This is a genomic window from Hydrogenophaga sp. H7 (assembly GCF_002025745.1).
Taxonomy (GTDB): domain Bacteria; phylum Pseudomonadota; class Gammaproteobacteria; order Burkholderiales; family Burkholderiaceae_C; genus Hydrogenophaga; species Hydrogenophaga pseudoflava.
Genome location: NZ_MCIC01000017.1, coordinates 283161 through 296872, shown reverse-complemented (window position 1 = coordinate 296872; position 13712 = coordinate 283161). Strand labels below are relative to the sequence as shown.

The window sequence follows — 13712 nt, the reverse complement described above, 5'->3', positions numbered from 1 at the left end:
TTCAACGACGCGCCATGGCGCCTTCAGTGATCGAACGCGGCGTAATGAAGATCAGCAATTCCTGCTTACGCGACGACTTGTTCTTGTTCTTGAACAGATTGCCGACAATCGGCAGATCCCCAAACAGAGGCACCTTGGCGACGTCTTCCGTTTCCTCTTCCGTAAAAATGCCGCCAATCACCACGGTGCCGCCGTTTTCCACCAGAACCTGCGTCTGCACATGCTTGGTATTGATGGCAATGCCGGCCGCCGTCGTTTCGCCACGGCTGTCTTTGTTGATATCCACATCAAGAATGATGTTGCCTTCCGGGGTGATCTGGGGAGTCACCTCTAGCTTGAGATTGGCCTTGCGGAAAGCCACCGCAGTAGCACCGCTGGATGTGGCGGTCTGGTAGGGGAATTCAGTTCCCTGCTCAATCAGCGCCTTCACCTGATCGGCAGTCACAACACGCGGGCTGGAGACGATCTTTCCTCTGCCATCCGCCTCAAGTGCCGAGATTTCGAGGTTGAGGAAGCGATTGGCAGCCGAACTGAACAGCGACACCGCGAAAGCAGCAGGCAGGAAGCCACCTGCACCCGTCGATGGCAGATTGACAAAGCTTGTATTGACGGTATCCAGGGTATTTTCTGACTCCACAGTAGTGCTGGAAACCGCGTTATAGCTGCCACCAATGGCCACTCTGTTGGGCCCGCTGACAGGGTACCCCGCCTCACCTCCACGGACACCACGCAAGTCGCTGCCCCCCAGCCGCACGCCCAGCGACCGGCCAAAACGGTCGTCGGCTTCCACAATGCGCGCCTCGATCAACACTTGGCGAACAGGGATATCCAGTTTGGCGATCAGTTGCTGAACTTGCTCAAGCTTGGAAGGAATATCCGTCACGAATAACTGATTCGTTCGAGGCTCAGCGATGACACTTCCTCGCGGGGAAAGGATGCGGGCACTGGCTCCACCAGCAGCACCAGCACCGGTGATTTGCCCGGCAATGTCACTGGCTTTGGCGTAATTCATCTGGAAACCCTGCGTGCGCAAAGTTTCCAAACTCTCGACAGATGCTTTGGACTCAAGCTCCTGCTTCTCACGCGCGGCAATTTCATCCTTCGGTGCAATCCAGAGCACGTTCCCGCTCTTGCGCATTCCCAGACCCTTGGCTTGGAGAATGATGTCCAAAGCCTGATCCCAAGGCACATCTTTGAGACGCAAGGTCACGGCACCAGAAACGGAGTCGGACGTCACCACGTTGAAGTTGGTGAAATCGGCGATCACCTGCAACAGAGAACGAACCTCGATGTTTTGGAAGTTCAGAGACAACTTTTCCCCGTTGTAACCCGGCCCCTGAGTCAGCTTGGACGGATCCAGTTTCTGTTCCCGAATTTCCAGCACAAACTGGTTGTCACTCTGATAAGCGGAGTGCTCCCACAGCCCCGTGGGGGTCACCAGCATGCGCACCCTGTCGCCCACCTGGCTCGTCACAACCGACTGAACCGGGGTGCCAAAATCGGTCACATCCAGTTTCCTCCGCAATCCTTCCGGAAGTGTGGTCTTTAGGAAATCGACCACCAGATCTTTGCCCTGTTGCCGGATATCCACGCCGGTTTGATTGTTTGCAAGCTCAACCACCACCCGACCGGAGTTGCCCACTCCACGACGAAAGTCGATGTCCTTGAGCGCCGCGGGATCCACGTTCCCTGACGGGGAAAATGCCGCCGCAGGAGCCGCCTGCGCCACTGAAGTAGGCGAAGCGGACGATGAACCATCCAGAACCAGCAACAATGTCTTGCCATCCAGCTTGGCTTGGTATGTCGATGGCTGTTTGAGATTGATGACTACCCTGGTCCGGTCTCCCGCTTGCACAACATTGGCAGAGCGGATGTTACCTTGGCCGATATCCAGTGCACTGCGTCCGATCCCATTGACGACACCTGGGAAATCCAGCGCGATCCGCGCCGGGGACTGAATCGTGAACCCCGAGGGAACCGCGCTCAGCGGTTCAGCGGTTTCAATGCGAATCACTTCAGCGCCCGACTGAACACTGCCTGTCAGCGACTGAATGGAGTTTTGCGCAAAAGCAAAAGTGCAGGCTAGCAAAGAGCCAGCAAACAATGACAAACCACGCAGAACGATCTGACGCCCACCAAGCAACTCTACCTGATGCATTTTTTTCATTTGGTCGATTCCTCTTGTAACTGCAATGCCGCAGGTCGCTCAATCCACTCGCCGGCCGCGTCCTGCACGATTTCGCGCAAAACGATCTGGTTCTCTTCAATCTTCAGGATGCGTCCGTAGTTTTGACCCAGATAACTCCCCGGAGTTACCTGATACAACAGAGCACCGACCTTCAAAAGCCCCACAAGTTGACCGCTTCGATTCAAGCTGCCGACCATCTTCATGGTATCAAGAGGAAACGCCTCAAGCGGCTGCTTCCTCCGGTTGAGTTCCGGCTCAATAAGAGCAGATTGCCCAGAAGGCAATGCCTGCCCGCTTTTCAGGATACTGGCGAGTTTTTCATTGCTGAAAGGCTCAACAAAGCGCTCACCACCATAAGCGTACGGCTCAAATTTGGTCGGCTCGGGAATCGGCTTGACATCCGGCTTTATGGAATTTCGTTCACGCTGCATCCATGCACTCAACTCCTCCTGATCAGAGTCAGCACAGCCCGCAACCCCCAATGTCAACGCCAAAATCAAGCACCCTCCGGCGAAGTATCTGATATTCATTTGGCCGCCCCAGTCGCCTTCTTACCCGCAGGCTTCTTCCCCGGGGTCGCTTTTTGTTGCATAGCGACTTCCTCCGGATCAAGGTACCTGAAAGTCTTGGCTACACAGTCCAGAGTCAAAAAGCCATCCCTGTCTTTCACGGGAACGATCGCCAAGTTGTTCAGTGTCACGATGCGGGACAAATTGGCAATATCCGCGGCAAAGAGTCCGATGTCGTGATAACCACCAGTGACCCTGACAGTGATCGGTAACTCTGCGTAGTACTCCTTGACAGAAACCTGGCCGGGGCGGAACAGCTCAAACTGAAGACTTCGTCCCAATCCCGCCTGGTTGATGTCGGACAGCAGCGCATCCATTTCGGCCTTGCTCGGAAGCTGTTTCTCCAGCTGCGCGACATATTGCTGCACCTGCTCAAGCTGCTTCTTCAATGCATCCAGATTGACGGCCTGTACCAGCTTCTTTCGATAGTCATCACGAAGCGTCTGTTCGCGGGCCTGTTCGGTCAGAAGCTCTTCATCAACCGTCTTGAGCCAAGTAAACCAGAGCGCGATAATGACCGCCACACAAACCACAATGAAGAGCAGGTTCCTCGGCAGCGCTGGCCATTGAGACGGATCGTTGGGATCCAAGCCAGAGAACTGAGCACGCAGCTTTTCCTGGGCCGATTTGAGGTCAAGCGAGATTTTGGAGGGTTTTGCCATTTTGGAGAACCCTTCAGACTTTGCTCGAGGCAGCAGAACGCGCGGCCGGTTTAGACGGTTTCACCACAGTCGATTCAGCCGCCTTGGAGGTACTGGACGGGCGATTCAGCATGGCGCGGATGGTGAAGTTGGACACCCTGCGCTGCTCTTTGCTGGATACAGAGGCATTGGCTGCAACGATTTCAACAAGCTCCGGCTTGATCAACCATTTGGTCTTGGTTGAAAGACTGCGCAGGAAATCGGATACCCGCTCCTGTGATTGCGCCGTCCCCGTCAGCAATACACTCTGACTCTCTTGCTTCATGCTTCGCAAATAAATGCCATCAGGCAACTCACCGACCAACTCTTCCAGCAGATGGACCGGCATGTTACGGTCCGCTTGAAGATCTTCAACTGCTGTCTGACGGGCGCGAAGCGAGGCGATCTGGGCTTGCAAAGTCGCAATATCCTTGATTTCCGCGTCAAGGCGTGCGGTTTCCTGCTTCAAAAATGAGTTACGAGCCTGCTGATCGGCAATGCGTCCCTGGTACCAAGTGTACACAGCCCCACAAATGATGCCCCCAAGCAGAGCAGACAAGCCCAATTGGGTGAAAAACTGCTCTTTCCGCCGCTTCCGTGTTGCTTCACGGTGCGGTAGCAAGTTGATGAGAATCATTGATGAAACCTCCGCAAGGCCAGACCGGTGGAGGTGAGATAGGAGGGAGCCTCCCTGGCGATCTTTCTTGCTTGGACCGAGGACGCCATTTCCATGCCATCAAACGGATTGATCACCATGCACGCAAAGGAGGTTTGATGGGTCACTGCTTCGGTCAATCCGGGCAGTGCGGCGCTTCCACCAGCCAGCAAGATGTGATCAACCTTGTTGTGCGGCGTGCTGGTAAAGAAAAACTGGAGCGCCCTGCCAACCTCTTGGGCCATGCTCTCGATAAATGGCTCCAAAACGGCAGATCGGTAGTCGTCCGGCAAATCCCCCGAGCGCTTTTTCGCCTCCGCCTCGTCAGCAGAGAACCCGTACTGCCGAACGATCAGCTGCGTCAGCTGTGCACCACCAAAGGCCTGGTCACGCTCGTACAGAACGTCATCATTGCGCATCACCTGCATGCTCGTGGTCATCGCACCCACTTCAAACAACGCCACCAGCGAGTCGACACCTTGATTGGGCAGAGTCTCGATCACGCGCCCCGCGGCCATTCGAGAGGCAAAGGGTTCCACGTCCATGATCACCGGCTTCAGCCCCGCGGCTTCAGCGAGACCTTGGCGGTCGGACACCTTTTCCTTGCGAGATGCAGCAATCAGCACCTCGGCATCCCCGACGGAATTGGCACTGGGACCAATCACACAGAAGTCCAGGCTCACTTCGTCAAGTGAAAACGGAATGTACTGGTTGGCTTCGGACTCAACCTGCGCCTCCAGCTCCTTGTCCGACAGGCCTCCAGGAAGAACAATCTTCTTGGTGATAACGGCCGATGCCGGCAAAGCCATGGCGACGTTTTTTGTCTTGCTACCGCTCTTGCGAACCACCCGACGAACCGCCTCCGCCACTTCGTCAAACTTCTCGATGTTGCCATCGGTGATCCAGCCCCGCTCCAGCGGCTCGATGGCACACCGCTCCAGAACCAGATCTCCCGAGCGGTTGCGGCCCAGTTCAACCAGCTTGACGCTCGACGAGCTCACATCAATGCCCAGCAGCGGCGCCGGATCCCGGCTGAAAAACGACCCCAATGAGATCAAGGTGGCCCCCAGAAATGGTGGCGCCAGAGGGCGCCGGACTTAAGAAATCACTTCAATGCTAGCAGCAAGCCCTTTGTGCAGCAAAGAATTTACATGTTTGGCACAAACAGAAACGTTGTCAAAAGCATACGCAAAAAGACAGGGGCTGACCGGGTAACACCCCCCCAGGACCGCGGCAAGCCCTGACCGCCGACAATATGGGGCCAGTGTTCCGGGTCGTCACTCAGGGGCCTGAGTTTTGATGTCCCAACCCAGCTTTCAACCCCACGCATGGCCCAAGAAACCGACGCATCACGACCAGAACATCCGACTGGTGCGCCCCTCGTGCTTCGATGGATTGGCAAGGGGCTGGCCACCCTCGCCGGGCTTGCGGTCGCTTCAACGCTGGCTTTGCTGATGGGCGTCGGATTGGCGCTGGCGGTGGCCTATCCCAATCTCCCCGACGTGGCCGACCTGGCCGACTACCGCCCGAAGTTGCCACTGCGCGTACTCACCGCAGATGGCCAACTGATCGGGGAATTCGGAGAGGAGCGGCGCAATCTGCTGTCCATCAAGGACATTCCTGATGTGATGAAGAACGCGGTGCTGGCCATCGAAGACTCCCGGTTCTTCGAGCACAGCGGGGTTGACTACCGAGGCATGCTAAGGGCTGCTCTTGCCAATCTGGGACAGGCCAAAAGCCAAGGCGCTTCCACCATCACGATGCAGGTGGCCCGCAACGTCTACCTGTCAGCAGAAAAGAGCTACACCCGCAAGATCTACGAGGTGTTGCTGACGTTCAAGCTTGAGCATCTGCTGACCAAGGAGCAGATCCTCGAGATCTACATGAACCAGATCTTCCTGGGCCAGCGCGCTTACGGGTTTTCCACCGCCGCGCAAACCTATTTTGGCAAGCAGCTCAAGGATGTCACCATTGCCGAAGCGGCAATGCTGGCTGGCCTGCCCAAGGCGCCATCAGCCTACAACCCGATCAGCAATCCGAAGCGGGCCCGCACCCGGCAGCTATACATCATTGACCGGATGCTGGAAAACGGCTTCATCACGGCCGACGAGGCGCAGCAGGCCAAGGCTGAGGAGCTCAAGCTTCGCCCGATGCACGTCCAGCTGAAGGTCCATGCCGAATACGTGGCCGAGATGGTCCGCCAGGCCATGGTGCAGCAATACGGGGAAGAGGCCTATACCCGAGGTCTGGTGGTCACCACCAGCCTGAAGGCCAACGAACAGGAGGCGGCCTATCGGGCATTGCGCCAGGGCATCCTGGACTACGAGCGTCGCCAGGCGTACCGGGGCCCAGAACAGTTCATCAACCTTCCCGAAGACAAAGCCGCGCAGGCGGATGCAATCGACGATGCTCTCAACGAGCGCCCTGACAACGATGACCTGCTGTCAGCCGTGGTGCTGTCCGCCAGTCCGCGCAAGGTGGTGGCCATCCGGCAGGACGGTGACCCCTTTGAAATCACGGGAGAGGGTTTGCGCCCCGCCGCGTCGGGCCTGAGCGAGCGCGCCGCGCCGAATATCCGTATCCGACCCGGGGCGGTCATTCGAGTGGTCAAGGGGTCGAACAACTCCTGGCGGATTTCCCAGTTGCCCGAAGTCGAGTCTGCGTTTGTGGCGCTGGACCCTCGCAACGGAGCGATTCGGGCCTTGGTGGGTGGCTTCGATTTCCAGAAAAACAAGTTCAACCACGTGACACAGGCCTGGCGCCAACCGGGCTCCAGCTTCAAGCCATTCGTGTATTCGGCGGCCCTGGAGAAGGGGGTGACGCCAGCGACCGTCGTGAACGACGCACCGCTGTTCTATTCCGCAGCCGAGACCGGCGGCAAGCCCTGGGAACCCAAGAACTACGACGGTCAGTTTGAAGGACCGATGTCGGTCCGGCGTGCGCTGGCACGCTCCAAGAACATGGTGTCCATCCGTGTGCTGCAGCTCGTGGGCACACAAAGCGCCCAGGAATGGGTGACCCGCTTTGGCTTCGAGGCTGACAAGCACCCACCGTATCTCACCATGGCCCTGGGCGCCGGAGCAGTCACCCCTTTGCAGATGGCGGCAGGATACGCCGTGTTCGCCAATGGCGGCTATCGGGTGGCGCCTTCGCTGATCACCAAGGTGGTCGAGCACAAGGGGCGGGTGCTGTACGAAAGCCAGTCCGAGGCACCGGCCGAATCCCAGCGCGCCATCGAGCCGCGCAACGCCTTTGTCATGAGTAATCTGCTGCAGGAGATCACCCGCTCTGGCACGGCAGCGCGTGCTCAGGCGGTGCTCAAGCGCCCCGACCTGTATGGAAAGACCGGCACCACCAACGATTCGATGGATGCCTGGTTCGTCGGCTACCAGCCCACCGTGGTGGCGGCCGCCTGGGTCGGCTACGACACGCCTCGCAACCTTGGCAGCCGCGAAACCGGCGGTGGCCTCAGCCTGCCGATCTGGATTTCCTATATGACAGAGGCACTCAAGGGTGTGCCGGTGGCTGAGATCGAGGCTCCGCCCGGGGTGATTCACGTTGGCAACGAGTGGTACTACGAAGAATACGGACCAGGCCGTGGCGTGCGCGGATTGGGATTGAACGATCCCTGGCCAGGATCGCCGTCGGCCGGAGACCCCGCTTCCGGCGATCAGGACACCGGAGATGCCGGCAAGCCGCCCGCAGAAGGGGAGGACCGGCGCAGCATCCTGGACCTGTTCAGGAACTGAAGCTCAGCGGTTGCCCCGCCTGTTCGCTGGCGCAGCGCGACAGGTGGTCGAAGAACTCGCCATGTCCTTTGGTGTCCATCCACTGGGCCCCATCCCACCGGTAGTGGAAGCCGCCCGCGCGCGCCGCCATCCAGACTTCATGCAGCGGCTTCTGCAGGTTGATGATGATCTGGCTGCGGTTGGAAAACGTGAGTGTGACCATGCCGCCCACCCGCTGGTTGTCCAGATCGGCATCGCTCTCATCGTTGATGCGGTCACAGCCGCGCTCCACAGCCTTGAGGAGCGCTTCGGCCAGGTCCATGTACTCGGAATCGGTCATTACAATGCCACCACTATGTCGAACAAAACCATTGTAGGTGGCCGTATGTTCCGTTGCAGTGCCTGGTCTGCGGTGGCCTTGCTGGTCGCGTCGACAGCAATCACGGGCTGCGGCCAAAAGGGCCCGCTCTACATGCCTGCCCCGAAAGCCTCGGCACCAGCCACGGCAAAACCAGCCCCCACAAATCCTGCCAACAATGCGGCCCCGGCCCAACCAGCCGAAGCCACTACCCCTCCCGCACGCTGACTCTTCCCAGGGTACTGCCTCGCACGGGGCGCTTGAGCCGGCGCCACAGACGCCAACCCAGCAGGCCGCCAAGAATAGCGGTGTAAACCGCGACCTCCGCAAAGTCCTGCTTGCCAGCCCGCATCCAGAAGAAGTGAAGCACTGCCAGTGCGGCGACGGCATAGACGGAGCGGTGCAGGGCTTGCCAGCGGGCAGCACCGAGCCAGCGGATGGCCCGGTTGAACGACGTGGCCGCCAGCACCAGCAACAGCAGCCAGCCCAGTGTCCCGACCAGGATGAACGGGCGCTTGGGCACGTCGGCCACGATGTCCGGCCACACGAAGCCCATGTCGAACCAGGCGTAGGCCAGCCAGTGCAGGCTGGCGTAGAAGAACACGAACAGCCCCAGCATGCGCCGCAACCGCGCCAGTTGCGGCCAGCCCATCCCCACGCGCAGCGGTGTGACCAGCAACACCAGCACCAGCGCGCGCAGGCTCCAGTCGCCCAGCGAACGGATCAGCGCCTCGGCCGGATTGGCACCGAGCCGGTCATTGAAAGCCGCCCACACCAGCCATGCCGCAGGCAACAGCCACAACACAAACACCACCGGCTTGACCGTCGGATGGCCCAGCCAGCGCATCAGTAGAACTTCTTGAGGTCCATGCCCGCGTACATCGAGCCGACCTGCGCTTCATAGCCGTTGAAACGCTCGGTTTTCCGTCGTTTGGCCAGGAGGCCGCCCTCATCGCCGATGCGGCGCTCGGTGGCTTGGCTCCAGCGGGGATGCGGCACGTCGGGGTTCACGTTCGAATAGAAGCCGTACTCCTGCGGCGCGGCAATGTTCCAAGCCGTCTTCGGCTCTTTTTCCACAAACCGGATCTTCACCAGCGACTTGCCGCTCTTGAAACCGTATTTCCACGGCACGACCAACCGCACCGGCGCGCCGTTCTGATTCGGCAACACCTCGCCATACATGCCAAAAGCCAGGAGGGTCAGCGGGTGGCGGGCCTCGTCCATGCGCAGGCCCTCCACATAGGGCCAGAGCAGCACATTCGAGGTGACTCCGGGCATCGTGTTGCGATCGGCCAAGGTCACGAACTCGACGTACTTGGCGCTGCCTTGGGGCTCCACTTGGCGGATCAGCTCGGCCAGCGAAAAGCCCACCCAGGGAATCACCATCGACCAGCCCTCGACGCAGCGCAGACGGTAGACACGCTCCTCCATCGGTGACAGCTTCATCAGATCGTCGATACCGAACGTCCGCGGTTTGTTGACCAGCCCCTCGACCGACACCGTCCAGGGCCGTGGTTTCAGCGTCTTTGCATACGCCGCAGGGTCGGATTTGTCTGTGCCGAACTCGTAAAAATTGTTGTAGGTGCTCGCGTGCTCGTAGCTGGTTAGCTTGTCGGGGGCTTGGGCACCCGCCACCGTGGACCGCACCGACGGCAGAGGCAGCAGCTTGCCGGGCCGAGTCACCGCCGCCTGCGCGAGCGCATCGCGCGATGCCCACGCAGCGAGGGCTGCGCCGCCGGCACCGAGCGCCATGCGCCGCATCCATTCACGGCGCCCAAGGTATGCGTCGCGTGGCGTGATCTCGCTGGAAAGGGGGTGCTGGAAACCGTTGTCGGTGGACCGGATGATCATGGCGTGCTCCTGAGGATGGACATCCGTCGTGGGAGCCGCCAGTTTCTTACAAGTTCGGCAATCAGAGTTCGCCGTAGCTGTGAAGCCCCGACAGGAACATGTTCACACCCAGGAACGCGAACGTCGTCACGGCCAGGCCGACCAGGGCCCACCAGGCCGCGACCGTGCCGCGCAGGCCCTTCATCAGGCGCATGTGCAGCCACGCCGCGTAGTTCAGCCAGACGATCAGGGCCCAGGTTTCCTTGGGGTCCCAGCTCCAGTAGCCACCCCAGGCCTCGGCGGCCCAGAAGGCGCCAAGCACCGTGGCGATGGTGAAGAAGGCGAAGCCGACTGCGATCGCCTTGTACATCACGTCGTCCAGCACCTCGAAGCTGGGCAGGCGCGCTGCAATGCGACCACGCACCGCCAGAATGCCACCGACGATCAGGGCCGAAATGCCGAAATAGATGAACCAGTAGCTGCCGCCCTTCTCGGTCGCCCCCTGGCGGAACACGATGGGTTCAAAACACAGCACCACGCCGAGGATGAACAGCGGTGCCAGCTTGTACCAGCGGGTTTCGCTGGCGCTCTGCTTGATCAGGTAGGCAAAGGCCAGCATGGCCGAAATCGCGAAGGTGCCGTAGCCGATGAAGTTGGCCGGCACATGCAGTTTCATCCACCAGCTCTTGAGCGCCGGAACGAGGGGCTGGATCTGGTGGGCTTCGCGCACCACCGTGTACCAGAGCAGGAAACCGACCGCGGCACTGACCACCAGCATCACGAAGGCGCCCATCGCGCGCGTCTTGTACTGGTCTTCGTAGTACAGATAAAAGGCTGCGGTCATCCAGCAGAACAGCACAAACACCTCGTAGAGGTTGCTGACCGGGATGTGACCGATGTCCGGGCCAATCTGGTGGCTCTCGAACCAGCGCACCATGGTGCCGACCAGGGCCAGCGTCACCGCCACCCAGGCCAGGCGCGAGCCCAGAGTCTCGAAAGTGCTGCCGTCGCGCGAGAACATGCCCACCCAGTAGAACGCCGTGCTCATGAAGAACAGCATGCTCATCCACAGGATCGCCGACTGGCTGGAGATGAAGTACTTCAGCAGGAACACCGTGTCGGCGCGCGCCAGCACGGCGGCACCTCCCTCGGGCGGCAAGTACAGCCAGATCGCCAGCAAGGACAGGGCCGCAACCACCGCCATCAGCCGGCTCATCGGGCGCCAGAACCAGCCCAGCCAGATCAGCACCGGGGCGGCCCCCACCAGGATCCACTTTTCGTAGATGTCCATCGCGGCGTCGTAGCGCACAAAAGCCCAGGCGGCGCCACCGATCACCAGGGCGGCGAACAGCCAGTCCCACGCCGTGCGGCTCGCCAGAAAACCCGGACCAAGGCCCGTGCCCTGCCGGTTGTTCTTCAGTTCAAAGGTCTGGGTTGCGGTGTTCATGCATTCACCTTCAGCAATTGGGTCTTCAACTGGTCGAACTCCTGGTCCGACTCCATCGTCTTGCGGTTGGACGACAGGGCCATGGACGCCTGGCTGTGGCCATCCGCACGCGGTGCGAGCCAGATCCAGACGCGCCGTTCACGCACATACAGCATCGCAAACACGCCGAGGATCAGCAACACGCAGCCCAGGTAGACGATGGTCTGGCCGGGTGCACGGGCCACCTGGAACACGCTGGCCTGCACATGCTGGAAATCCTTGAGCTGGAAGGTCATCGGCGCCGGGTAGTAGAAGCTGTCGCTCAAGCTCAGCACCGCGCGCGACATGAACTGTTGGGTGGCGTCGTCCCGGGGCAACGGCGCCAGGCCCGCCTGCTCACGGCCCAGCTGGGCCAGCTCGAACAGCGTGCCGTTGAGGATGCGCACCAGCACCTCGCTGGCGCGTTCGCGCTCGGCCTCGGGCACATTGGATTCAAGGAATGCAGAAACCGCCGGGAGGCCGCCACGGATCTCGGCGTCCGTCCCGGGGGGCATGTCCTTGGCAGGCGGCAACTTCTCGGCACCGGAAAACAGGCTGATGGCCCGTTGCGCAGAAGCCTCCAGCGCCTGGCTGAGCTCCGGCTTGTCGGGCTCGACGGCCAGCGCGGCATAGCGCTTGACCGCCTGGGCCCGCATCGCCGGATCGGCCAGCGCCGAGCGCAGGCGCACAAAGCCTTCGATGCCGTCCTTGTCGTCCACCGGAACGCGCAAATAGCGCATCGGCTCGGACGGGGTTTCGCGGGCCCCCATCAGATAGACCCGGGCGCCGTCCAGCTCCATGGGCAGCATGTAGTTGTGGAATTCGACCGCCTGTCCCGCGGCGTCGCGCAGCTTGTAGGTGATGCTGGGGCCGACATTGCGCAGCTTCTTTTCAGTGACCGTCTTGTGGCCCGAACCCAGCCGGCTCTCGATCGACTCGCGCAGGTCGACCTTCCGCACATCGGTGGCAGCGCTGTCGTCCTGGCTGAAGTTCTCGACGTTGATGACCCGGAGCCCGGTGTATTCCAGGGTCAGCTTGCTGTCGCCATTGGTGAGCGAGGACGAACCGCCGATCACGCCCGAAATCTCGAACGGAGCGACCACCGCCCCCATCGGGTAGGCCTGCAGGCTCACCTTCGATCCACCGTCGTCAAAGCTGGACTGGTAGATGTTGATGCCGCGGTGACTGGCCGGGTGGTTGACCTCGACACGCGCGGGTTTCTTCTCGCCCGTCTCGTGGTCGTGGATCACGATGTCGCTGGCAAACAGCTTGGGCATGCCGGTGTCGTAGTACTCGACGATGAACTTCTTGAGCTCGACCGAGAACGGGAGATCCTGCAGCAGCACACCGTCGGACTGGCTGAGGATGGCGGTGGACGAACTCGTACCTTCGGTCACCAGCAGGTTGCCCCGGAAGGTCGGGTTGGACGGCGAGAGGCGGTGCTGTGCGGGCACGTCGGCGATCATGCCGCCGCCACTGAACGAGCTCTTGCCGTTGAACCACATCTGGGCACGGACGATCAAGTCACCGTCCAGCAGGCCGCCGATGCACACCAGGACAATGGCGCTGTGCGCGGCCAGATAGCCGATCTTGTTGGCCACACCCTTCTTGGCGGCGACCATCCAGCCCTGCCCTTCCGACAGCGCGCGCGACTGCAACTTCACCCGCCACCCGGAAGCCAGCAGCGTCTGACCAACCCGGTGCGCAGCCGCTTCCGGCGGTTCGGCCAGCGTGCTCTCCGCTCGGTGCGGAAAGGACTTCAGGCTCTGCTCGCGGATGTTCTCCTTGAATGCCTTGAAGTCGGCAAAGATCTTGGGAGTGTTGCGAAAGATGCACAGGGAGGTGCTGATCACCAGAAACGCCAGGATCAGCAGGAACCACCAGACGCTGTAGACCGTGAACAGACCGGCCTTGCCAAACACCTCGGCCCAGAACGGACCGAACTGGTTGACATAGTTGTTCAGCGGTTCGTGCTGCTTGACCACGGTGCCAATCACCGAAGCGATGCAGATGACCGTCAGCAGCGAGATCGCGAACCGCATCGACGACAGCAGCTCCACCATGTTGCCAAGCACACGGGAACCGGATCGGAGCTGGAAACCTTGGGTGGAAGCGGTCATGAAGGCGTCGAAAACAGAAACAGGGCGGTTCCGGAACAGCCAGAACACACCCTGTTGTGAGTCGTCAGTGGGCTGGCGGTTCAACCGGCATGCAATCGCACCCGCATTTTCTCGCCAAA

The 13712-nt window shown here is 60.4% G+C and carries 12 protein-coding genes; 2 read left to right on the top strand and 10 right to left on the bottom strand.

Annotation, left to right across the window (positions count from 1 at the left end; translation table 11 throughout):
* Position 1: 1 nt before the first annotated feature.
* The 5 genes from pilQ to BC358_RS17085 are packed head-to-tail and all read right to left on the bottom strand — an operon-like array spanning position 2 to position 5150.
* Positions 2–2158 (bottom strand): type IV pilus secretin PilQ, encoded by a 2157-nt coding sequence (gene pilQ, locus BC358_RS17105; RefSeq protein WP_079366843.1) that lies wholly within the window; start codon positions 2156–2158, stop codon positions 2–4.
* 5 nt (positions 2159–2163) lie between these two features.
* On the bottom strand, positions 2164–2718 hold the full coding sequence (locus BC358_RS17100; RefSeq protein ID WP_066152784.1) for a pilus assembly protein PilP: 555 nt from the start codon (positions 2716–2718) through the stop codon (positions 2164–2166).
* Positions 2715–3419: a type 4a pilus biogenesis protein PilO gene (locus tag BC358_RS17095; protein WP_079366761.1), complete on the bottom strand. Its 705-nt coding sequence runs from the start codon at positions 3417–3419 to the stop codon at positions 2715–2717. The genes BC358_RS17100 and BC358_RS17095 overlap by 4 nt, the downstream gene beginning before the upstream one ends.
* Before the next feature lie 13 nt (positions 3420–3432).
* Positions 3433–4074, bottom strand: a complete 642-nt coding sequence (locus tag BC358_RS17090; protein WP_079366760.1) for a PilN domain-containing protein — start codon at positions 4072–4074, stop codon at positions 3433–3435.
* Entirely contained in the window at positions 4071–5150 is a 1080-nt protein-coding gene (locus tag BC358_RS17085; RefSeq protein ID WP_066152775.1) for a pilus assembly protein PilM, read from the bottom strand. The genes BC358_RS17090 and BC358_RS17085 overlap by 4 nt, the downstream gene beginning before the upstream one ends.
* Before the next feature lie 270 nt (positions 5151–5420).
* On the opposite strand from BC358_RS17085, the gene BC358_RS17080 reads away from it, so the two are divergent.
* Positions 5421–7841, top strand: a complete 2421-nt coding sequence (locus tag BC358_RS17080) for a penicillin-binding protein 1A (RefSeq protein WP_079366759.1) — start codon at positions 5421–5423, stop codon at positions 7839–7841.
* Here the strand turns inward: BC358_RS17080 and cyaY are convergent.
* Entirely contained in the window at positions 7831–8160 is a 330-nt protein-coding gene (gene cyaY, locus BC358_RS17075) for an iron donor protein CyaY (protein ID WP_066152769.1), read from the bottom strand. The genes BC358_RS17080 and cyaY overlap by 11 nt on opposite strands.
* 15 nt (positions 8161–8175) lie before the next feature.
* On the opposite strand from cyaY, the gene BC358_RS17070 reads away from it, so the two are divergent.
* Positions 8176–8406, top strand: a complete 231-nt coding sequence (locus BC358_RS17070; protein WP_079366758.1) for a lipoprotein — start codon at positions 8176–8178, stop codon at positions 8404–8406.
* Here the strand turns inward: BC358_RS17070 and BC358_RS17065 are convergent.
* From BC358_RS17065 to BC358_RS17050, 4 genes are all read right to left on the bottom strand, one after another.
* A complete protein-coding gene (locus tag BC358_RS17065; RefSeq protein WP_079366757.1) occupies positions 8387–9025 on the bottom strand; it encodes a sulfite oxidase heme-binding subunit YedZ in 639 nt (212 codons plus the stop codon). The two genes, BC358_RS17070 and BC358_RS17065, sit on opposite strands and share 20 nt — an antisense overlap.
* Entirely contained in the window at positions 9025–10029 is a 1005-nt protein-coding gene (gene msrP / locus BC358_RS17060) for a protein-methionine-sulfoxide reductase catalytic subunit MsrP (protein WP_079366756.1), read from the bottom strand. Before msrP ends, BC358_RS17065 begins: the two co-directional genes overlap by 1 nt.
* A gap of 61 nt (positions 10030–10090) precedes the next feature.
* Positions 10091–11455 carry a c-type cytochrome biogenesis protein CcsB gene (ccsB, locus tag BC358_RS17055; protein WP_079366755.1) on the bottom strand — a complete coding sequence of 455 codons (1365 nt, stop codon included), beginning with the start codon at positions 11453–11455 and terminating at the stop codon, positions 10091–10093.
* On the bottom strand, positions 11452–13593 hold the full coding sequence (locus BC358_RS17050) for a cytochrome c biogenesis protein ResB (protein ID WP_079366842.1): 2142 nt from the start codon (positions 13591–13593) through the stop codon (positions 11452–11454). Before BC358_RS17050 ends, ccsB begins: the two co-directional genes overlap by 4 nt.
* Between the last annotated feature and the right edge of the window lie 119 nt (positions 13594–13712).

Bases quoted from the DNA above. Each gene is read 5' to 3' on its own strand.
- BC358_RS17100 (WP_066152784.1), bottom strand. From the start codon at position 2,718: ATGAATATCAGATACTTCGCCGGAGGGTGCTTGATTTTGGCGTTGACA.
- msrP (WP_079366756.1), bottom strand. From the start codon at position 10,029: ATGATCATCCGGTCCACCGACAACGGTTTCCAGCACCCCCTTTCCAGC.
- BC358_RS17090 (WP_079366760.1), bottom strand. From the start codon at position 4,074: ATGATTCTCATCAACTTGCTACCGCACCGTGAAGCAACACGGAAGCGG.
- BC358_RS17095 (WP_079366761.1), bottom strand. From the start codon at position 3,419: ATGGCAAAACCCTCCAAAATCTCGCTTGACCTCAAATCGGCCCAGGAA.
- BC358_RS17065 (WP_079366757.1), bottom strand. From the start codon at position 9,025: ATGCGCTGGCTGGGCCATCCGACGGTCAAGCCGGTGGTGTTTGTGTTG.
- BC358_RS17070 (WP_079366758.1), top strand. From the start codon at position 8,176: ATGTCGAACAAAACCATTGTAGGTGGCCGTATGTTCCGTTGCAGTGCC.
- ccsB (WP_079366755.1), bottom strand. From the start codon at position 11,455: ATGAACACCGCAACCCAGACCTTTGAACTGAAGAACAACCGGCAGGGC.
- BC358_RS17050 (WP_079366842.1), bottom strand. From the start codon at position 13,593: ATGACCGCTTCCACCCAAGGTTTCCAGCTCCGATCCGGTTCCCGTGTG.
- cyaY (WP_066152769.1), bottom strand. From the start codon at position 8,160: ATGACCGATTCCGAGTACATGGACCTGGCCGAAGCGCTCCTCAAGGCT.
- pilQ (WP_079366843.1), bottom strand. From the start codon at position 2,158: ATGCATCAGGTAGAGTTGCTTGGTGGGCGTCAGATCGTTCTGCGTGGT.
- BC358_RS17080 (WP_079366759.1), top strand. From the start codon at position 5,421: ATGGCCCAAGAAACCGACGCATCACGACCAGAACATCCGACTGGTGCG.